Here is a 20331-nt window from a genome sequence, read left to right on the forward strand (position 1 = left end):
ATGGATCTTCTTTCAAATCTTGCGCTGGGCTTCTCGGTCGCAACGTCGCTGGCGAACCTGCTCTTCTGCCTCATCGGCGTCATCCTCGGCACGCTGATCGGCGTGCTGCCGGGCATCGGCGCGACGGCCACCATCGCCATGCTGCTGCCGATCACCTTCCAGCTTGAACCCGTCAGTTCGCTGATCATGCTGGCCGGGATCTACTACGGCGCGCAATACGGCGGCTCGACCACCGCGATCCTGATCAACATGCCGGGCGAAAGCTCGTCGGCGGTCACCGCCATCGACGGCTACCAGATGGCCCGCAAGGGCCGCGCCGGGACGGCACTGGCGACCGCCGCGATCGGGTCGTTCTTCGCCGGATCGGTCGCGACCTTCCTTGTCGCGCTGTTTGCCCCGCCGCTGACCGCCGTGGCGCTGAAGTTCGGCGCGGCCGAGTATTTCAGCCTGATGGTGCTGGGCCTGGTGATGTCGGTGGCGCTGGCGCATGGCTCGATCATCAAGGCCTTGGCGATCGTGATCCTGGGCCTACTGCTGGGCATCGTGGGCACCGACATCTACACCGGCACGCCCCGCTTCACGATGGGCATCACCCAGTATGCGGATGGGCTGAACTTCGTCGCCGTCGCCATCGGCGTCTTCGGCTTCGCCGAGATCCTGCGCAACCTGGAAAACGAGCATGACCGCGAGGTCATGACCCGCAACATCAACCGGCTCTTCCCCAGCAGGCAGGAGTTCCGCGAGATGGCGGGTCCGATCCTGCGCGGCACGGGGATCGGCTCGGTCCTCGGCATCCTGCCGGGGGGCGGTGCGATCCTGGCCTCCTTCGCCTCCTACACGGTGGAAAAGAAGCTGTCGAAGACGCCGGAGGAATTCGGCAAGGGTGCGCTGGCGGGCGTGGCCGGTCCCGAAAGCGCCAACAACGCGGGGGCGCAGACGAGCTTCATCCCGCTGCTGACCCTCGGCATCCCGGCGAACCCGGTGATGGCGCTGATGATCGGCGCAATGATCATCCAAGGCATCGTCCCCGGCCCCAGCGTCGTCACCGACCAGCCGCAACTGTTCTGGGGCATCATCGCGTCGATGTGGATCGGCAACCTGATGCTGGTGGTGCTGAACCTGCCGCTGATCGGGCTGTGGGTGAAGCTGCTGACCGTGCCCTATTACGTGCTGTTCCCGATCATCATGGCGATGTCGGCGATCGGGGTCTATTCGGTGAACTCGAACACCTTCGACCTTTACGCCGTCGCCTTCTTCGGCCTTCTGGGCTACATCATGTCCAAGCTGCGGTTCGAGCCGGCGCCGCTGCTTCTGGGCTTCGTCCTCGGCCCGCTGCTGGAGGAAAACCTGCGTCGCGCCATGATCCTGTCGCGGGGCGATCCGATGACCTTCATCGAGCGGCCAATCAGCGCGGGCCTGCTGATCGTCTCGCTGATCGTGCTGGTGCTGGTCTTCCTGCCCCAGATCCGCCAACGGCGCGAAGAAGTGTTCACCGAAAGCGAAGACTGATCGACGGGCCGGGGCCGCCTTGCGCCCCGGCCTTTCGCCAATCCATAACAAGCAAGTCCAGACAGGAGGTTGACATGACCCTGACCCTGACCCGCCGTGTCCTCATGGGCACGGCGCTCGCCTTCGGGCTGGCGGGAGCCGCCGCCGCGCAGGATTTCCCCACCCGCTCGATCGAGCTGGTGATCCCCTTCGCCGCGGGCGGCTCGACCGACGTGGTGGGCCGCATCGTCGCCGACCGCATGAGCCAGGAGCTTGGCCAGCAGATCATCGTGCAGAACGTCGGCGGTGCGGGCGGCAGCCTGGGCGCGTCTCAGGTCGCCAAGGCCGACCCGGACGGCTACACCATCCTGATGGGCACCGTCGCGACCCACGCGCTGAACCCGCTGATTCTCAAGCGCAAGCCCTATGACGCGGTCGAGGATTTCGCCCCCGTCTCGCTTCTGGTGCTGGTGCCGAATGTGCTGGCGGTGAACCCCGCCCTGCCCGTCAATACCGTGCAGGAACTGATCGATCTCGCCAAGGCCGAGCCGCTGGCCTATGCCTCGTCCGGCAACGGCACGCCCCTGCACCTGTCGGGCGAGCTGTTCAAGTCGATGGCGGATCTGGACATCACCCACATCCCGTATCAGGGCTCGGGTCCGGCGCTGACGGACGTGCTGGGCAACCAGGTGCCGGTGATCTTCGACAACCTGCCCTCGGCGTCCAGCCACATCAGCAGCGGCAAGCTCAAGGCGCTGGGCGTTACCACGGCCGAACGCGCACCCTCCTTCCCCGACGTCCCCGCCATCTCGGAAACGCTGCCGGGCTACGAGACCTATAGCTGGAACGCCCTTTTCGCCCCCGCCGGCACCCCGCCCGAGGTGGTCGAGGTGCTGGCCAACGCCGCCAAGGCGGCCATGGCCGACCCCAAGGTCGCCGAGCGCATGGCCGAGTTCTCGGCCGAGATCGTGGCCTCCGGCCCCGAGGAACTGGGCGAGCACGTCAAGGCCGAGATGGCCAAGTGGGAACCCGTCGTGGTCGAGGCCGAAGTCAGCCTCGACTGACCACTGCGGCGGAAGCGCCCGGCCCACGCGAACCTGCGCCTTCTGCCACACCGAGACAAGGAGACGCCCGGCCTCACGACCGGGCGTTCTTCACAACAGAAGCCGTGTAACGCCCGGCCTCCCGCGTTCTTCTTCGCAAAAATATCCCGGGGGAGTCGCCCGAAGGGCGACGGGGGCAGCGCCCCCAGCCGCCTCGACGAAGTCCTGCCCTTATCCCGCCAGCACTTCGTCCAACACCTTCGTCAGCCGCGCCACAGTGCCGTCCACGTCCTTCAGCTTGTCCAGCCCGAAGAGCCCTAGCCGGAAGGTCGAGAACTCCGGCCCCTCGCCGACCTGCAGCGGCACCCCCGACGCGATCTGCATGCCCTTCTCGGCGAACTTCCTGCCGCTGCGGATGTCGGGATCATCGGTATAGCTGACGACCACCCCCGGCGCCGCATAGCCCTCGGCCGCGACCGAGCGGATGCCCCGTTCCGCCAACGCCGCGCGGATCTTGCGGCCGAGATCCCATTGCGCCTCACGCGCGGCCTCAAACCCCATCTCGCGGGTTTCCACCATCGCATCGCGCAGGGTCACCAGCGCGTCGGTCGGCAAGGTCGCATGATAGGCGTGGCCGCCGTCCTCATAGGCCTTCATGATTGCGCGCCACTTCTTCAGGTCCAGCGCGAAGCTGTCGCTGGTCGTGGCCTCCAGCCGCTCAAGCCCGCGGCCCGAGAACATCACCAGCCCGGCCGCGGGCGAGGCGCTCCACCCCTTCTGCGGGGCCGAGATCAGCACGTCCACGCCAAGCGCCCGCATGTCCACCCAGATTGCGCCCGAGGCGATGGAATCCAGCACCATCAGCCCGCCGACCTCATGCACGGCATCCGCCAGCGCGGCGATATAGTCGTCGGGCAGGATCAGCCCGGCCGAGGTTTCCACATGGGGTGCGAAGACCACGGCGGGTCGGGTGCGGGCGATCTCGGTCACCACGTCCTCGATGGGCGCCGGCGCATAGGCCGGGCGCGGCTGGTTCCCGTCGGGACGCGCGGCCTGCACCTGTGCCTCGGCGTCGAAATCGGCGGCATCGAGGATCTGCGTCCAGCGGAAGCTGAACCAGCCGTTCCGCACGATCAGCGCATTGGCGTCCCGCGCGAACTGGCGGGCGACCGATTCCATCGCAAAGGTGCCGCCACCAGGCACCAGCGCCACGCCGTCGGCGCCATAGACCTCGCAGGCGATGTCCGAGATGTCGCGCATGACCTGCTGGAACTTCTTCGACATGTGGTTGAGGCTGCGATCGGTGAAGACGACCGAGAACTCCATCAGCCCGTCGGGGTCGACATGGCTGTGTCCGTCGTCGCGCAATCCCGTCATGGCGGTGTCTCCTGCATGAACCTGGGGCGAACCTAGCTGCAGCCCGGGCCGGGTTCCAGCCGCGCCTTTGGTCGGACCGCCCCCTTGCGGCCCCCCCGGCGGCAAGCCTACCTTGACGCCACCACGATCATGAGAGTTCCCGATGCGGATCGGCATCCTGAAGACTGGCCAGTCGCCCGAGGTGACGCGGGCCGAACACGGCGACTACGACGACATGTTCGAGCGGCTGCTGGCCGGGCGCGGCTTCACCTTTGACAGCTATCACGTCGAAGAACTGGACTTCCCCGCAAGCGTCCATGCCGCCCAGGGCTGGCTGATCACCGGATCGCGCCATGGGGTTTACGAGAATCACCCCTTCATTGCCCGGCTGGAAGATTTCATCCGCGACGCCTTTGCGGCCGAGGTGCCGATGGTCGGCGTCTGCTTCGGCCACCAGATCATTGCGCAAGCAATGGGCGGGCGCGTGGTCAAGCATCCCGGCGGCTGGCGCGTGGGCGCGAACGATTATGTCATCGGCGGCCAGCCGATGGTGCTGAACGCCTGGCACCAGGACCAGGTGGTGGACCTGCCTCCCGGCGCTACGGTGGCCGGCACCAACGAGTTCTGCCAGGCCGCCGCGCTGATCTATGACCACCGCGCCTTCACGGTGCAGCCCCACCCCGAGTTCCGCGACGGCTTCATCGACGGGCTGATCGACCATCGCGGCGGCCCTGTCCCCGACGAGCTGCTGGACCGCGCCCGCGCCCGCCGGGGGCAGGCGGATCCCCTGGCGCTGGCAGACAGGATCGAGGCGTTCTTCAAGAACCCGCAGACGACCGCGGAAGGCCTGACCTGATGTATGTGCCCCCGCTCTTCGCCGAGGACCGGCCCGAGGTGCTGGCCGCGCTGATGGGCGCCCATCCGCTGGCCACGCTGGTCAGCCTGGGGCCGCAAGGGTTGACGGCGAACCTCATCCCCTTCCTGCACGATACGAACGGCGGCATCCTGCGCGCGCATCTCGCCCGCGCGAACCGGCAGCTTGACGATCTGCGCGAGATGCAGGAGACGGGCCGGCAGGTGCTGGTGCTGTTCCAGGGTGCGCAGGCCTATGTCTCGCCCAGCTGGTATGCGACCAAGGCGGAAACCGGCAAGGTGGTGCCGACCTGGAATTATCTTGCCGTCGAGATCCGGGGCGTGCCCCGCGTCATCGACGATCCCGCGTGGCTGCGCGCGCAGGTGGGCGCGCTGACCGACCGACACGAGGCCCCGCAGCAGACCCCTTGGTCGGTCGGGGACGCGCCCCCGCCCTTCGTCGCGGCGCAACTGCGCGGCATCGTCGGAGTTGAGATTCCGGTGGCGCATGTTACCGGCAAGTGGAAGGCCAGCCAGAACCGCAGCCTTCCTGACCGGCAGGGCGTGATTGCCGGGCTTGCCGCGCAGGACAACCCGATGGCCGGGATCGTTCCCGGCGCCTGAACCCGAAAGCGAAAGCCGGCCCAGCCGGCGGAAAGTAACCATGTCAGACTGGCTGACGCAGATCCCCCAACCCGCCCGCGATTATGTCGAGGGCCGACGGCTCGACGAGATCGAGTGCATCGTTCCCGACATGGCGGGCGTCGCCCGCGGCAAGGCCATGCCTGCATCCAAGTTCGCGCGGCAGGAAAGCTTCTACCTGCCGAACTCGATCTTCCTGCAGACGATCACGGGGGAATGGGCCGACAACCCGGCCGGAGCCTTCACCGAGCCCGACATGGTGCTGGTCCCGGATTTCGACACCGTTTCGGCCGCGCCCTGGACGGCCGACGTGACCCTGCAGGTGATCCACGACGTCTTTGACCAGCAGGGGCGGCCGGTGCCGATGGCGCCGCGCAACGTGCTGAAGCGCATCGTCGGCCTTTACGCCGAACGCGGCTGGCGCCCCATCGTGGCGCCCGAGATGGAGTTCTTCCTCGTCGCCCGCAACATCGACCCGAACCAGCCGATCCAGCCGCCGATGGGCCGCTCGGGCCGTCGCGCGGCGGCCAAGCAGGCCTATTCGCTTTCGGCGGTGGACGAATACGGCAAGGTGATCGACGACATCTACGACTTCGCCGAGGCGCAGGGCTTCGAGATCGACGGCATCCTGCAGGAAGGCGGCGCGGGGCAGGTGGAAATCAACCTGGCCCACGGCGACCCGGTCAAGCTGGCCGACGAGATCTTCTACTTCAAGCGCCTGATCCGCGAGGCCGCGCTGCGCCACGACTGCTTCGCCACCTTCATGGCCAAGCCCATAGAGGGCGAGCCGGGCTCGGCCATGCACATCCACCACTCGGTGATCGACGTGGCAACGGGCCGCAACATCTTTTCCGACGAAAAGGGCCGCGAGACGCCCGAGTTCCTGCATTTCATCGCCGGAATGCAAAGCCACCTGCCCGCCGCGATCGCGCTGCTGGCGCCTTACGTCAACAGCTATCGCCGCTATGTCCCGGACTTCGCCGCGCCCATCAACCTTGAATGGGGCCGCGACAACCGCACGACAGGACTGCGGGTGCCGATCTCGGCGCCCGAGGCGCGGCGAGTGGAAAACCGGCTGGCCGGGATGGACTGCAACCCTTATCTAGGCTTCGCGGCCTCGTTGGCGACGGGCTACCTTGGGTTGGTGCAAGGGGCGAACCCGCGCGCCGAATGCCTGGGCGATGCCTACATATCCGAGGACGAACTGCCCACGAACATCGGCGACGCGCTGGACGAGATGGTGGCGTCCGAACCCATGGGCGAGGTGCTGGGGTCCGAGTTCCTGGCCGTCTACGAGGCCGTCAAGCGTAATGAATACAAAGAGTTCCTGCAGGTTATCAGCCCTTGGGAACGCGAGCATCTGCTGCTGAACGTGTAAGCGCGCCCCTGCGTCCATTCACCGCTTGCGGCGGCACGCGGGCGGTGGCAAGGGACTGGGCATGAGCGACAAAGACCAGAAACTTGCCATCGTGACCGGCGCCTCGCGCGGCCTCGGCGCGGCCATTGCCGAGCGCCTGGGCGCGCGCGGCTACCATGTCGTGGCCGTTGCCCGCACCACCGGCGCGCTTGAAGAACTGGACGACCGCATCCGCGCCGTCGGCGGCGCCGCGACGCTGGCGCCGATGGACGTGACCCAGCCGGCAGCGATGATCCAGCTTGTGCAGGCGGTGCTGGACCGCTGGGGCGGCTGCGACCTGTGGGCGCATGCGGCGATCCATGCGGCACCGCTTGGGCCTGCGCCTCATGTCGATCCCAAGGACATGGACCGCTCGATCTCGACCAACATCACCGCGACGCACGGGCTGTCGGTCCTGATCGAGCCGCTGCTGCGCGCCCGCAACGGCACCGCGCTGTTCTTCGACGACCCGCGCGGGGGCGAGTCCTTCTTCGGCGCCTATGGCGCGACCAAGGCCTCCCAGATCGCCTTTGCCCGCAGTTGGCAGGCGGAAAACCAGCGCATCGGCCCCCGCGTCGTTATCGCCACGCCCAAGCCGATGCCGACCGCCATCCGCGGCCGCTTCTTCCCCGGCGAGGACCGTTCAGCCCTGACCCCCTGCCGGACCGAGGCCGACCGCATCCTGTCGGAACTGGCGATCTGACGGCCCCTTACAGGCCGTAGATCGCCCCGAACTTTCCTTCCAGATAGTCCAGCAGCGGCTCGGGCGTGACCGGGCCGCTGACCGCCTGCTCGACCAGCGCGGCGGGTTCGTAAAGCCCGCCGTGGCGCTGCAGGTTCTCGCGCAGCCACTCGGTCCCCGGTGTCGCGTCGCCGCGGGCCAGCGCCTCGTCCAGATCGGGCACCGCCTCGCGCATGGCCGCATTCAGGGCGCCGGCATAGACGTTCCCCAGCGCATAGGTCGGGAAATAGCCGAACAGCCCGACCGACCAGTGGACATCCTGCAAAACCCCGTTCGAGGGCCGGTCCACCGCCACGCCAAAGTCGCGCAGGAAGCGGTCGTTCCACGCCTCCTCCAGATCGTCGGTGGAGAGCCTTCCGGCGATCAGGTCGCGTTCCAGGTCGAAGCGCATCATGATGTGCAGGTTGTACTGCACCTCGTCGGCCTCGGTGCGGATATGGCCGGGCGTTACCCGGTTCACGGTGCGGTAGAAGGCGTCAGCGTCGGGCACCGACAGCCCGCCCATCATGTCGCTCATCCGCTGGAACAGCCAGCCGGTGAAGGCGCGGCTGCGGCCCATCTGGTTCTCGTAAAGCCGGCTCTGGCTTTCATGGACGCCCATGGACACGCCGCGCCCCAGCGGGGTGAAGGCGTGGTCGGGGTCGACCCCCTGCTCATAGCCGGAATGGCCGACCTCGTGGATGGTCGAATAGATGCAGTTGAAAGGGTCGGTTTCCACGATCCGCGTGGTGATCCGGCTGTCCTGCCAGCGCCCGCTGGAGAAGGGATGCACCGCGATGTCCATCCGCCCGCGCGTCCAGTCATAGCCGAAGCCCGTCGCGCAGGCGCGGGCAAGACGCATCTGACCTTCCTGCGGGAAGCGCCCTTCCAGCGGCGCGGGCTGGTCGGGGGCGCCCAGCACAGCCTCGCGCAACTGCACCAGCCGGGGGCGCATCGCCTCGAACAGGGACGCGATCTCGGCCTGCGTGGTGCCGGGTTCATAATCATCCAGCAGCGCGTCGTAAGGGTCGCCACCGCCGAAGCCCGCGGCCACCAGCGCATGGGCCTGATCCTGCTTCAGCACGAGGATCTGGTCCAGCGTCGGCAGGAAGTCCGCCGGCTCCTCGTTGGCCCGCGCCCCGGCCCATATCCCCTGCCCGAGACTCGTCTGCCGCGCGAGTTCTGTCGCGAGATCGGCGGGAATTGCGTTCGCCCGAGCATGGTCGCGGCCGATTAGCGCGAGAATGCGCTCCTCGTTTTCCGTCTGCGGGTCGGCGGCGTCCAGCCATTCGCCGATGCGGGGATCGGTGCGGCGCTCGTGCAGGACGGCTTCGATCGCGGCCATTTCCTCGGACCGCTGCTCGACCGCGCCGCGTGGCATCATGGTTTCCTGGTCCCATGACAGCCGCTCGGCGACCGAAGACAGCGCCTCGGTCTGGCGCTGAAAGGCCAGAAGGGCATTCATCGCTGCATTCTCCGAAATCATCGGATCGTCCCCCTGACGCTGGTTTCATAAGGATAACGGGCGTGGTGCCGCGCCCGGATGATGAGGACGAACAGCGCCACCGCGCCGAACTGGTGCGCCAGCGCCTCGCCCAAGGGCGCGCCGCGCATCACCGTGACGATGCCCAGCACGATCTGGAAGGCGACCGCCGCGATCATCACCGTGAAGGCGCCGCGTGTCACCGGATGGGGCGAGCGGCGCGAGCGCATCCAGACCACCACGGCGAAGATCGCCAGAAGATAGGCCACCATACGGTGCGTGAACTGCACAGTCGCCGCGTTCTCGAAAAAGTTGCGCCACCCGAGCGCGGGGTCCCAGATGGCGGCCGGAATCCATTCGCCGCCCATTGTCGGCCAGCCGGTATATTGCCGCCCTGCGTCGATCCCTGCGACCAAGGCGCCGATCAGGATCTGCACAAAGGTCAGGTGCATCAGGCCGGTGGTCATGGAAAACAGCTTCGGCTCTCCGGCCCGGCGGGCGCGGATAAGTTGCGCCTCTGGCCGGTCCAGGTGGAACACATACCACGCGATCAGCCCGAGGATGGCGAAGGCCAGTCCAAGATGCGTCGCGAGGCGATATGAGGCGACCGCCGTCATCCCCTCGACCAGCCCCGAGGCGACCATCCACCAGCCGATGGCGCCCTGCAGCGCGCCAAGGCCGCCCAGTATCAGCAAACGCGGCGTCCAGCCCGGCGGGATGCGCTTTGTCAGCCAGAAGAACAGGAAGCCCACCGCCCAGACGAGGCCCACGGCGCGGCCGAGCTGCCGGTGGCTCCATTCCCACCAGTAGATGCGCTTGAACCCTGAAAGGTCCATTGTCGGGTTGTCCTCGCGGAACTGCGGGATCTGCTGGTATTTGGCGAACTCGGCCTCCCACGCTGCCGCACCGCTGGGCGGCAGCGCGCCGGTGACGGGTTTCCATTCGGTGATCGACAGGCCCGAGCCGGTCAGCCGCGTGGCGCCCCCCAGCGCTATCATTGCGGCGACCAGCACGAAAAGGACGATCAGCCAGACGCGGATCGCCCCGCGCGCACCCTTGGGGGCGGTGTCGATCAGGTTGGCGACGGGTCGGGCGGAAGGCGTCGCGGTGGACACCTCCTCGAAAATCGGGCGCTTGGCCATGCGGGGCCCCTTCGGTGTTCGCTTGCGGTCCGCTTGCGGGATGCGGCCGGACATTGGCGTTCCGGCCCGCAAAGGTCAATCCGCGCGGCTTTTCCACGTCAGTTGCCGCACCATGCCATGCAGGATCTGCACATCGGCGCGGGTCAACGGCAGGCGCGACCACAGGTTCCGCAACGTCAGCCGCATGGGCGCGGCCTTTTCCGGCGGGAAGAAGAACCGCGCCTCGGTCAGCTTCTCCTCCCAGTGGTCGGCGAGCCTTTCGATCTCCAGCCGGGTCGCCGGGATTTCACCCGGCGGGCGCTTGGCGGCAGGGGCGGGCTGGGCCGGCAGGGCGTCGCGGCCCCATTCATAGCCCATCAGCAGAACCGCCTGCGCGAGATTGAGCGACGGAAACTCCGGGTTCACCGGGACGGTCACGATGGCGTTGGCCCGCGCGATGTCGTCGTTCTCCAGCCCCGCGCGTTCCGGTCCGAAGATCAGGGCCACACGGCCTCCCTCGGCCACAAGCCCGCGGGCCTCGGCCATCGCCGTCGCGGGCGTATGGACGGGCTTCGTCAATTCCCGTCCTCGCGCCGTGGTGGCATAGGCGTGATCGACGTCGAACATCGCCTCGGCCAGCGTCGGGAATACCTGCGCGCGGTCCAGCACCTGCCCCGCCGCGCCGGATGCCATGGCCACGGCGCGCGGATTGGGCCAGCCGTCGCGCGGATCGACCAGCCGCATCCCGGTCAGGCCGAAGTTCAGCATCGCGCGGGCGGCGGCCCCGATGTTCTCGCCCATCTGCGGGCGCACCAGGATTACGACGGGCTGCGGCATGGAGATCTCGGTCATGCGCCGCCCCTACTCTCCCGCTGCGGGGCCGGCAAGCCTGCCCCCTTTCCCGCCGCCCCTGCCTGCGCTATCCGTGTCCGCCGCAGGAAAGGACCGACCATGACCGAGGACGCGCCGCAGCTTTACCTGATCGCCCCGGCCCTGATTGCCGCCCCGGACCTCGGGCCGCGGCTGTCGGCGGTGCTGGACGCCCATCCCGTTGCCTGCCTGCGCCTGCCGGGCGCCGGGGACGAGGCCGAACTGGGCCGCATCGCAGATCTGGCCCGCGACATCGCCCATGCCCGCGACGTGGCGGTGGTGATCGAGGATCACGTCGCCCTGGCGCTTCGCCACGGGCTGGACGGCGTTCACCTGACGGGCGGCGCGCGCGCAGTCCGCTATGCGCGGAAGGAACTCGGCGCCGATGCCATCGTCGGGGCATTCTGCGGCGCCTCTCGGCACGAGGGCATGAACGCGGCCGAGGCCGGGGCCGACTACGTCTCTTTCGGCCCCTGCGGCCCGACGGCGCTGGGACATGGAGAGCCGGCCGGCCTTGACCTGTTCCAGTGGTGGTCCGAGATGATCGAGGTGCCGGTCGTGGCCGAGGGCGCGCTTGACGCCGCGCTGATCCGCCAGATCTGGGGGGTGGCCGACTTCATCGCCCTGGGGCCGGAAATCTGGTCCGCCGACGATCCCGCAACAGCGCTTTCGGCGCTCTGGCCCGAATGAAGGGGCGTTGTGCCCTGTGGCGCGCAATCCTCTGAACGCAGGCTTGCCGAGGCCAGCGCGCGGGCCTAAAGCGCGGGGCATGACCCAGCACCAGCGCCTGCTCATCATCGACTTCGGCTCTCAGGTCACGCAGCTTATCGCGCGGCGGCTTCGCGAGCTTAATGTTTTCTGCGAGATCCGCGCCTATCAGGCGGTGACGGATGCCGCGTTGCGGGCCGATCCGCCGCAGGCGGTGATCCTGTCGGGTGGCCCCGACAGCGTGACGCGGGACGGCAGCCCGCGCGCCCCGCAGGCGGTGTTCGACCTCGGCATTCCGGTTTTCGGCATCTGCTACGGCCAGCAGGTGATGATGCAGCAGCTTGGCGGCCGGGTCGAGGCAGGCCACCATGCCGAATACGGCCGCGCCTTCGTGACACCTGCGCCGGGCCATGCGGGCGACGGCATCTTCGCGGGCCTATTTACCGACGGGCGCGAGGAAGTCTGGATGAGCCACGGCGACCGCGTGACCGCGCTTGCCCCCGGCTTTGCGGTGATCGGCACATCGCCCAATGCGCCCCTGGCGATGATCGCGGATGAGAAGCGGCGCTTCTACGGCGTCCAGTTCCACCCCGAGGTGCATCACACCCCGAACGGCCGCATCATGCTGGAAAACTTCGTCCGGCTTGCGGGCTTCACCGGCGACTGGACTATGGCCGGTTATCGCGCCGAGGCCGTGCGCCGCATCCGCGAGCAGGTGGGCGACGCCAAGGTGATCTGCGGTCTGTCGGGCGGCGTGGATAGCTCGGTCGCGGCCGTCCTGATCCACGAGGCGATCGGCGACCAGCTGACCTGTGTCTTCGTGGACCACGGCCTCCTGCGGCTGGGCGAGGCCGAGGAGGTCGTGACCATGTTCCGCGACCATTACAACATCCCGCTGATCCATGCCGACGAATCCAAGCTGTTCCTTGGCGCGCTGGAAGGCGTCAGCGACCCCGAAGTCAAGCGCAAGACCATCGGCCGCCTGTTCATCGACGTGTTCCAGAAGCACGCGGCCGAGATCGGCGGGGCCGAGTTCCTGGCGCAGGGCACGCTTTATCCCGACGTGATCGAATCGGTCAGCTTCACCGGCGGCCCCTCGGTCACGATCAAGTCGCACCACAATGTCGGCGGCTTGCCCGAGAAGATGGGCCTCAAGCTGGTGGAACCCCTGCGCGAGCTGTTCAAGGACGAGGTCCGCGCCCTTGGCCGCGAACTCGGCCTGCCCGAGCAGTTCATCCGCCGCCATCCCTTCCCCGGCCCCGGCCTCGCCATCCGCTGCCCCGGCGAGATCACCCGCGAGAAGCTGGAGATCCTGCGCAAGGCCGACGCCGTCTACATCGACCAGATTCGCAGGCACGGGCTTTACGACGAGATCTGGCAGGCTTTCGTCGCGATCCTGCCGGTCCGCACCGTGGGGGTGATGGGCGACGGCCGCACCTATGACTTCGCCTGCGCGCTGCGGGCAGTGACCTCGGTGGACGGGATGACTGCGGATTACTATCCCTTCACGCACCAGTTTCTGGGCGAGACGGCGACGCGCATTATCAACGAAGTCAAGGGCATAAACCGGGTGACTTACGACATCACCTCAAAGCCGCCGGGCACGATTGAATGGGAATGAACCGCCGCCTGCGCGAAAGCTGAGACCCATTGGGCGGAACCCGGCCGGACCTGCGGGCGACTCTCAGCAATTCGTTGGCAAGCGCCTGTTCTTGTGCATGATCGGGCCAGAGGTGTTTTCCCGAGTTTTCGTCATGCGCCTTTTGCAAGCCCTTCTTGTCGCACTCTGCCTGTATTTTCCGGCAGTCGCCGCCCAGGCCGACAACGCCACCTGCGAGATCACCGTCAAGGGCGAGCGTGTGGACGGCCCCTGCCGGTTCCAGCCGCATCGGGGCGGCAGCTTCAGCATCGCCATGATGGACGGCAGGCTGATGGGCGGCGCGACTTCGCTGTCGCTTGACGTCGTCTCGGCGGGGGTGGGTGAGGTGCGCGGCCTGACCGCCTTCGGCGTCCGTTCCCGCTGGGGAGAGGCGCGGCGGATGGGAGAGGACCGGGCCTGCTGGCGCGGGGCGGATTTCACCCTCTGCGTCCGGGCCGCCGCAGTTCAGCCCCCGCCTTCGTCCACCGTCTTTTCGGGGCGCTGCCACATGGATGTCTGCACCTGGGTCGATCAGCCCCCCGCGCGCCAGATCGGAACCGGCAGCATCAGAGTTCCGGGGCGGCGGGTTGAAACCACCGTCAGCCTGGCGCAAAGCGAGCACGTCGGCGGCAGCTATCCCGACAGGCTGCCCGAGGGATTGGATTGGACGGCGCCGCAGCCGGCGCAGTTCTTCTGCTCGACCTTCCGGCCCGCCTTCCTTGACGCGGATGGAAGCTGGATGGTCCTGCCCCTGCCCGAGGTATTCGGCGCGACCGAAAGCGTCACCCGCCGCTATCTGCGCGCCTGCCACCCGGGGGCCGAGGGCCGCGACCCCTACCGGATGCCGGCCGAACTGGGCTATTCCGCCGGAATGCCGCGCCAGGATCTTTATCCCGACTTCGATGCCCTGATCAGGGGCTGACCTTTTCCAGGAGCATCTTCATGTCAGCTTGTGCCTGCGGCTGCGGCCACCACCACCATGACAGCGGCCCTCCGGCCCCCTTGGGCGCCCAGATCGGGCGCTCGGGCCACATCACCTGCGCCGACCCGTCGCAACTGATGACCCTGCTGATGCATGTCGAGGCCCATGTCTTGGCCAGTCGCGCCGAACCCGGCTGCCTTTATTTCGAGATCGCGCAGACCGATGATCCGCTGGTCTGGCGCGTCGAAGAACTGTTCCGCGATGCCGAAGCCCTGGCGGCCCATCGGCGGCGCACCGCCGCAAGCGCATGGGCAACGGCAACCGCCGGCTTCTCCCGCAACCTTCACGACGTCACCCCTGCCTGATTCGCATTCGGCCAAAGGCTTGCGACAGCTTTTTGCAGGCCCTTCCAAGCATCGCGCCCGTGGCGACGTCAGGCGACCGTTGTCCCGGCTGCGCTGCCGGGAAGCCGAAGCCGAACGCGCTTGATCCGGCGGGCGTCGGCGTCCACCACCTCGAACTCGACCCCGTTGTCGTCGCGCACGATCTCGCCGACGACCGGCACTCGGCCGGCAAGCATGAAGATCAGCCCCCCGACAGTGTCGATCTCTTCCTCGTAAATGCCGCAGACCAGCTTGGTGCCGATCTCTGCCTCGACCCGGTCGATGGGCGCGCGCGCCAGCACCAGCCACTGGCCGGGGCGTTCCTGCACCCACAACTCGTCATTGCTGTCGTCATGCTCGTCGTCGATCTGGCCGATCACCTGCTCGATCAGGTCCTCGATGGTCACCAGTCCCTCGACGCCGCCGTATTCGTCGATCACCAGCGCCATGTGGATGCGCTTCTGCTGCATCTGCTGCAGCAGCGCGCCGATGGGCATGGTGCCCGGAACGTAAAGCAGCGGACGCAGCAGCGGACGCAGCGCGAAACGTGGCGCGCCCTTGGAGGCAAAGCCGTGCTTGAGCGCGAGGTCCTTGAGATGCACCAGCCCCAGCGGCTGGTCCAGGTTGCCGCGATGAACCGGCAGGCGGGAATATCCGTGCTCGCGGAAGACCTCGACCAGTTCTGGCAGACCCACGGTCACCGGAACGGCGACGATGTCGGCCTTGTTCACCGCGACGTCGTCCACGGTCTTGCGGCGCAGGTTCAGGATGCTGGGCGCCTGCGCCGAGGTGGCGGCCTCCATCATCGAATCAGGACCGTCCTCGTTGTCCGAAGACAGCGGCCCCAGCGTTTTGAAGATGCGGCCGAGGAAGCTGCGCGAGGGGGCCTCGCGCGGCTCACGCGACGCCTCGTCCCAACTCGGAGGTTCGGAGGCTTCGTCCTGGGGATCATCCGCGGGATGCGGGTCCGGGCTTCGGGGATCGTTCATGAACATTCAATGCTCTCGGTAAGGATCCGGGATGCCGAGGCCGGCGAGAATCGAACGCTCGGCATCCTCCATGGTTTCCGCATCGGCCTCGACCTCGTGATCGTAGCCGGCCAGATGCAGGATGGCGTGGACCAGCAGATGGGTCACATGGTCGGCGAAGGGCTTGCCCTGTGATTCGGCCTCGGCCAGGCAGGTATCGTAGCTGATGGCGATGTCGCCCAGTTCATCCGTCTCCGGCGGCACCGGCACCTCGCCCGGTCTCCGGGGGGCATGTTCGACCGAGGGCCAGCTCAGCACGTTGGTGGGCTTGGCCTTGCCGCGGAAATGGTCGTTCAGCCCGGCGATGCGGGCGTCGTCGCAGCCCATGACGATGATCTCGACCGGATCGATCCCCATGTGGCGCGTCGTGGCGACGGCCGCCCGCTCGGCCATGCCCTGCAGATCGACGTCCAGCCAGCGTTCGTCCTCGATCACCAGATCGACGGGGTCCGGTCCGGCATGAAGCTGCGGCTCAAGAGTGTCAGGCATTGCGCGGTCCGCGCCATTCGCGCCGGGGAGGATAGGCGCCGTGATTCTGCGGCGGGGCGTCGGGATCGCCGCCGCGTTCGTCGTCTGCGTCATAGGCCTGGATGATGCGCGCGACCAGCGGGTGCCGCACCACGTCCTGCGCGGTGAAGTAGCTGAACGAGATCCCCGCCACCCCGCCGAGGATGCGCTCGGCATCCCGCAGGCCAGATTGCACCCCGCGCGGCAGGTCCACCTGGGTGCGGTCGCCGGTGATGACCATGCGCGAGCCTTCGCCCAGGCGGGTCAGGAACATCTTCATCTGCATGGTGGTGGCGTTCTGCGCCTCGTCCAGCACCACGAAGGCATTGGCAAGCGTGCGCCCCCGCATGAACGCCAGGGGCGCGATCTCGATGCGCTTTTCCTCGACCAGCTTCTGCATCTGGCGTGCCGGAATGAAATCGTTCAACGCATCATACAGCGGCTGCATGTATGGATCGACCTTTTCCTTCATGTCGCCGGGAAGAAAGCCCAGGCGCTCGCCCGCCTCGACGGCGGGGCGCGACAGGATGATCTTGTCCACATGGCCGTCGATCAGCATGGTGACGCCGACCGCGACCGCCAGATAGGTCTTGCCGGTGCCCGCCGGGCCGATCCCGAAGGCAAGTTCGTTGGCGAAAAGCGCCCGGACATAGTCGCGCTGCGCCTCGGTCCGGGGCTCGACGACCTTCTTGCGGGTCCGAAGCTCGATCTTGCCCTGCCCGAACATCTCGAGCTGCTGCGCCGGGCTTGGTGCTGGCACGTCCGGCTCGGTCCCCATCCGCAGGGCGGCCTCGACCTCGTTCAACTCGACATTGCGGCCCTGTTCCAGCCGGGCGTAAAGGCTCTGCAGGATCTGCGCGGCCTCGGCCTGTGCCTCGGGCGGGCCCATGATCGCCAGCAGGTTGCCACGCCGGATGACATGGACGCCAAGCGCCTGCTCGATGCGGGCAAGGTGCCGGTCATGCGGGCCGCACAGGTCGATCAGCAGGCGGTTGTCGGGAAACTCCAGCAGGATCTCGCCGGCCGGGGCGGAAAGGTTCGTCGGGGTCAGACCCACTGCGTCCTCGTCATTGACTCGCTTCCATGTTGCCGGCGAGCCGGGGCGAAGGCAAGGCTTCGCATCTTAACTTGCTTGCAGGCCGCTTCATCGCGGCTGATCCTGCAGGGCCAGAGGGCGCCAGTCCAGAGCCTGACCCGCGACGAAGGCGCGTAGGGCGGGGTCGGTCGCACCGTCCATCTCGGCGACCGTTCCCTGCCAGCGGAGGCGGCCATGGTCCAGCATCGCCACGCGATCGGCGATGGTCCGCACGCTGGTCATGTCATGGGTGATGGTCACGGCGGTCGCATGCGTTTCGGTCACGATGTCGCGGATCAATCGGTTGATCGCGGCGGCGCGCTGGGGGTCAAGCCCGGTGGTCGGCTCGTCGAAGAAGATCACCTTGGGGTCGGCGGCAATGGCGCGGGCAAGGCCCACGCGCTTGCGCATCCCGCCCGACAGGTCGGCGGGCATCCGGTCGGCGATCTCGGGTCCGAGGCCTACCCGGGCCAGCCGCTCGACCGCGCGGGTGCGGGCCTTTGCAGCAGGCATCTTCTGCAGCAGGCGAAAGGCCACGTTGCGCCAGACGGGAAGGCTGTCGAACAGCGCTGCGTTCTGGAACAGCATCCCGAAGTCCTGCATGAACCGCGCCCGCACCGCAAAGGTCGCGGCTTCGCCATGCAGCCGCACCTCGCCCGCTTCGGCCTCCTCAAGGCCGAGGATCGTGCGCATCAGCACCGACTTGCCCGAGCCGGAACCCCCGATCACGACAAGGCTCTCCCCCTGCGCCACCGACAGATCGACGCCGTTCAGAACCTTGTGGCCGGGGAATGACTTGGCCAGCCCGCGCGTCTCGATGACCGGGGCGCTCATGTGAAGAACAGCCCGGTCAGGACAAAATTCGCCCCGAGGATACCGACCGAGGCCACCACCACTGCCCCCGTCGTCGCCCGGCCCACGCCCGCCGCGCCACGGCCCGCGTGCATCCCGAACCAGCAGCCCGCCAGCGCCACGATAAAGCCGAAGACCGCGCCCTTGATCAGCCCCGACACCACGTCCCAGGTTTCAAGAAAGGCCCAGGAGCCTGACAGGTAGGCCTGAGAGGTGAAGCCCAGCGTCGTCGTCCCGATCAGCCAGCCCCCCATGATGCCGATGGTGTCGCCGACGCCAACCAGCAGCGGCACCGTCAGGATCGCGGCCCACAGGCGTGGCGCGACCAGCCAGCCCATCGGGTCCGTGGACAACGTCACCAGCGCGTCGATCTGTTCCGTCACCCGCATTGAGCCCAGTTCCGCCGCGATGGACGAGGCGACCCGCGCCGCCACCATCAGCCCGCCCAGAACCGGCCCCAGTTCCCGCGCCATGCCGATGGCGACGATGGCGGGCACCACGTCGCCGGCCTGGAAACGCTCGCCCCCCGCATTGATCTGCAGGGCGAGCGCGGCGCCGGTGAACAGCGCCGTCAGCCCCACGACCGGCAGCGACAGCCAGCCGATCCGCAGCAGTTGCTCGGCCAGGCGCGGCAGGGAAAATCCGGGCGCAGCCAGCCCCCGCGCGGCGAAGATCGCGACCGCGCCGGTGCCGCGCACCAGCGCCAGCGTGGCCCGGCCGATGGCGCGGACCGGGTCAGGCCGGCGAAAGGGGCGCCTGCGCCGGGTCAAAGGGCAACTCGATCCGTAGCCGGCGCGACAGGTCGGCCGGATCGGACGTGGCGCGGGACAGTTTGAACCCCTCTCCCAGCAGATGCTTCACATACATCTTGTTGTAGATGAACGGGAACACGAGGCCGGACAGACCGAAGGTCAGGAAACCCACCAGGAAGATGATCACTGCACCGCCCCAGTGTCCCCGGATCAACGCCGGAAAAAAGCCGAAGAACAGCGCCGTCCAGGAAAATCCGACCGGCGCCTGCTTCAGCGCCCCGGTCAGCGGGTGGTGAAAGTCGATCGTCGCGTAAGCCATGCCGAATCCTCTGAAAGTCATATGACTGGGGATTCGGTAGCATGGGTGCCCTAACCGAGGATTAAGCCGGCCGGTATTCGCGCGGATAGCGCGGACCCAGCGAGGTCAGGATCTCGTAGCCGATGGTGCCGGCCAGCGCGGCCAGGTCGTCCACGCCCTGCCGGTCGTTCAGGATATCCAGCCTCTCGGGGACATCGGGCAGGTCGGTCACATCGACCGTGATGAGGTCCATCGACACCCGCCCGACCACCGGCACGCTGCGCTCGCCCGCCCAGAGCCGCAGGCCCTTTCCCGACAGGGCGCGCGGCAGCCCATCGGCATAGCCCGCCGACACGGTCGCGATGCGGCAGGCGCGCGGGGTCGTCCAGGCGCAGCCGTAGCCCACCGCCTCGCCAGCCGTCAGGTTGCGGGTCTGGATGACGTCGAGCGAGAGGGTGACGACCGGCCGCGCGTGCGCGAACGGCTCGCCGCCGTAAAGGCCGATGCCCGCGCGGGTCACGTCGAAATGATAGTCGGACCCGAGCAGGACGCCGCCGGTCGCCGCCAGCGAACGCGGGGCCGTGACGCCCTCGGTCATCCCGCGAAAGGCGCGAAGCTGCGCGGCATTGGCCACATGGTGAGCGTCGTCGGCGCACATCAGATGCGACATGACCAGCGCGGGTCCAATGCCCGTATCGGTGCGCGCCGACAGCGCCTCGGACCGGACGGCAGCCCATTCGGCAGGCTCGAAGCCCAGCCGGTTCATGCCCGAGTCGAGCTGGATCGCAAAGGCACCCCGCGGCCGCGTCGCGCGGTCGCGGAAAAACTGCCCGGGGCCGTTCAGCACCGGGATAAGCCCTGTCAGATCCTGCCCCGGCATGTGCCCCGACAAGATGAAGATATGCGCATCGGGGCCGAGCAGCGGACGAATCGCTCTGCCCTCGACCGCCTGTGCCACGAAGAAGTCCCGCGCCCCCGCCCCGTACAGCGCAGGCGCCACCATGGCGGCGCCAAGGCCATAGGCATCCGCCTTGACCACCGCGCCGGGCCGCGAGCCGGGGGCGAGCGCGGCCAGCGCCTTCCAGTTCGCCACCACGGCGGCAAGGTCGATCGTCAATCCCATGGCTTGCGGGATGGCCGCCCATGCCGCCCGCGTCAAGGGCGCCGTTCAGCGGGTTTAGCTGTTTTGCGGTCA

21 protein-coding genes are annotated in these 20331 nt (G+C 67.8%); 10 read left to right on the forward strand and 11 right to left on the reverse strand.

Annotated features, from left to right (window positions below):
* Together JGR78_RS04800 and JGR78_RS04805 are read left to right on the forward strand one after the other, a co-directional pair.
* Entirely contained in the window at positions 1-1509 is a 1509-nt protein-coding gene (locus JGR78_RS04800; RefSeq protein ID WP_182792532.1) for a tripartite tricarboxylate transporter permease, read from the forward strand.
* Positions 1510-1583: 74 nt separating this feature from the next.
* On the forward strand, positions 1584-2552 hold the full coding sequence (locus tag JGR78_RS04805) for a tripartite tricarboxylate transporter substrate binding protein (RefSeq protein ID WP_182792531.1): 969 nt from the start codon (positions 1584-1586) through the stop codon (positions 2550-2552).
* A 210-nt stretch (positions 2553-2762) separates the two neighbouring features.
* On the opposite strand, the gene JGR78_RS04810 is transcribed toward JGR78_RS04805, so the two are convergent.
* On the reverse strand, positions 2763-3908 hold the full coding sequence (locus JGR78_RS04810) for an aminotransferase class V-fold PLP-dependent enzyme (RefSeq protein ID WP_182792530.1): 1146 nt from the start codon (positions 3906-3908) through the stop codon (positions 2763-2765).
* Between the two features lie 142 nt (positions 3909-4050).
* On the opposite strand from JGR78_RS04810, the gene JGR78_RS04815 reads away from it, so the two are divergent.
* The 4 genes from JGR78_RS04815 to JGR78_RS04830 all read left to right on the forward strand — a co-directional run bounded on the left by JGR78_RS04815 (position 4051) and on the right by JGR78_RS04830 (position 7480).
* Positions 4051-4743 carry a type 1 glutamine amidotransferase gene (locus JGR78_RS04815; RefSeq protein ID WP_182804358.1) on the forward strand — a complete coding sequence of 231 codons (693 nt, stop codon included), beginning with the start codon at positions 4051-4053 and terminating at the stop codon, positions 4741-4743.
* Positions 4743-5363 carry an FMN-binding negative transcriptional regulator gene (locus JGR78_RS04820; RefSeq protein WP_182804360.1) on the forward strand — a complete coding sequence of 207 codons (621 nt, stop codon included), beginning with the start codon at positions 4743-4745 and terminating at the stop codon, positions 5361-5363. Before JGR78_RS04815 ends, JGR78_RS04820 begins: the two co-directional genes overlap by 1 nt.
* A 40-nt stretch (positions 5364-5403) precedes the next feature.
* On the forward strand, positions 5404-6759 hold the full coding sequence (locus tag JGR78_RS04825) for a glutamine synthetase family protein (protein ID WP_182792527.1): 1356 nt from the start codon (positions 5404-5406) through the stop codon (positions 6757-6759).
* A 61-nt stretch (positions 6760-6820) separates the two neighbouring features.
* On the forward strand, positions 6821-7480 hold the full coding sequence (locus JGR78_RS04830; RefSeq protein ID WP_182804362.1) for an SDR family oxidoreductase: 660 nt from the start codon (positions 6821-6823) through the stop codon (positions 7478-7480).
* Positions 7481-7487: 7 nt separating this feature from the next.
* Here JGR78_RS04830 and JGR78_RS04835 read toward each other — a convergent pair whose 3' ends face one another.
* From JGR78_RS04835 to JGR78_RS04845, 3 genes are all read right to left on the reverse strand, one after another.
* Positions 7488-8984: a carboxypeptidase M32 gene (locus JGR78_RS04835; RefSeq protein ID WP_182792525.1), complete on the reverse strand. Its 1497-nt coding sequence runs from the start codon at positions 8982-8984 to the stop codon at positions 7488-7490.
* The gene (ctaA, locus tag JGR78_RS04840) at positions 8981-10123 is read right to left on the reverse strand and encodes a heme A synthase (RefSeq protein WP_182792524.1); all 1143 of its coding nucleotides are present in this window, start codon (positions 10121-10123) and stop codon (positions 8981-8983) included. The genes JGR78_RS04835 and ctaA overlap by 4 nt, the downstream gene beginning before the upstream one ends.
* A 75-nt stretch (positions 10124-10198) precedes the next feature.
* Entirely contained in the window at positions 10199-10954 is a 756-nt protein-coding gene (locus tag JGR78_RS04845; protein ID WP_182804364.1) for an RNA methyltransferase, read from the reverse strand.
* Positions 10955-11053: 99 nt separating this feature from the next.
* Between JGR78_RS04845 and JGR78_RS04850 the strand changes: the two genes are divergently transcribed.
* From JGR78_RS04850 to JGR78_RS04865, 4 genes are all read left to right on the forward strand, one after another.
* A complete protein-coding gene (locus tag JGR78_RS04850) occupies positions 11054-11662 on the forward strand; it encodes a thiamine phosphate synthase (protein ID WP_182804366.1) in 609 nt (202 codons plus the stop codon).
* A 79-nt stretch (positions 11663-11741) separates the two neighbouring features.
* Complete coding sequence (gene guaA / locus JGR78_RS04855) at positions 11742-13301, forward strand: glutamine-hydrolyzing GMP synthase (RefSeq protein WP_182804368.1); 1560 nt, start codon at positions 11742-11744, stop codon at positions 13299-13301.
* A gap of 133 nt (positions 13302-13434) precedes the next feature.
* On the forward strand, positions 13435-14241 hold the full coding sequence (locus tag JGR78_RS04860; protein WP_182804370.1) for a hypothetical protein: 807 nt from the start codon (positions 13435-13437) through the stop codon (positions 14239-14241).
* A 20-nt stretch (positions 14242-14261) separates the two neighbouring features.
* A complete protein-coding gene (locus tag JGR78_RS04865; protein ID WP_220494968.1) occupies positions 14262-14606 on the forward strand; it encodes a putative quinol monooxygenase in 345 nt (114 codons plus the stop codon).
* Between the two features lie 68 nt (positions 14607-14674).
* Here JGR78_RS04865 and JGR78_RS04870 read toward each other — a convergent pair whose 3' ends face one another.
* The 7 genes from JGR78_RS04870 to alr all read right to left on the reverse strand — a co-directional run bounded on the left by JGR78_RS04870 (position 14675) and on the right by alr (position 20259).
* Positions 14675-15613: a transporter associated domain-containing protein gene (locus JGR78_RS04870; protein ID WP_182792519.1), complete on the reverse strand. Its 939-nt coding sequence runs from the start codon at positions 15611-15613 to the stop codon at positions 14675-14677.
* 6 nt (positions 15614-15619) lie between these two features.
* A complete protein-coding gene (ybeY, locus tag JGR78_RS04875; protein WP_182792518.1) occupies positions 15620-16141 on the reverse strand; it encodes an rRNA maturation RNase YbeY in 522 nt (173 codons plus the stop codon).
* Positions 16134-17216, reverse strand: a complete 1083-nt coding sequence (locus JGR78_RS04880) for a PhoH family protein (protein WP_182792517.1) — start codon at positions 17214-17216, stop codon at positions 16134-16136. Before JGR78_RS04880 ends, ybeY begins: the two co-directional genes overlap by 8 nt.
* Before the next feature lie 87 nt (positions 17217-17303).
* The gene (locus JGR78_RS04885) at positions 17304-18068 is read right to left on the reverse strand and encodes an ABC transporter ATP-binding protein (RefSeq protein ID WP_182792516.1); all 765 of its coding nucleotides are present in this window, start codon (positions 18066-18068) and stop codon (positions 17304-17306) included.
* Positions 18065-18856, reverse strand: a complete 792-nt coding sequence (locus JGR78_RS04890; protein ID WP_182792515.1) for an ABC transporter permease — start codon at positions 18854-18856, stop codon at positions 18065-18067. The genes JGR78_RS04885 and JGR78_RS04890 overlap by 4 nt, the downstream gene beginning before the upstream one ends.
* On the reverse strand, positions 18822-19157 hold the full coding sequence (locus JGR78_RS04895; RefSeq protein ID WP_182792514.1) for a hypothetical protein: 336 nt from the start codon (positions 19155-19157) through the stop codon (positions 18822-18824). Before JGR78_RS04895 ends, JGR78_RS04890 begins: the two co-directional genes overlap by 35 nt.
* A gap of 61 nt (positions 19158-19218) precedes the next feature.
* Complete coding sequence (alr, locus tag JGR78_RS04900; protein ID WP_182792568.1) at positions 19219-20259, reverse strand: alanine racemase; 1041 nt, start codon at positions 20257-20259, stop codon at positions 19219-19221.
* Between the last annotated feature and the right edge of the window lie 72 nt (positions 20260-20331).

The sequence above is a fragment of the Paracoccus sp. MC1862 genome (assembly GCF_016617715.1).
Taxonomy (GTDB): domain Bacteria; phylum Pseudomonadota; class Alphaproteobacteria; order Rhodobacterales; family Rhodobacteraceae; genus Paracoccus.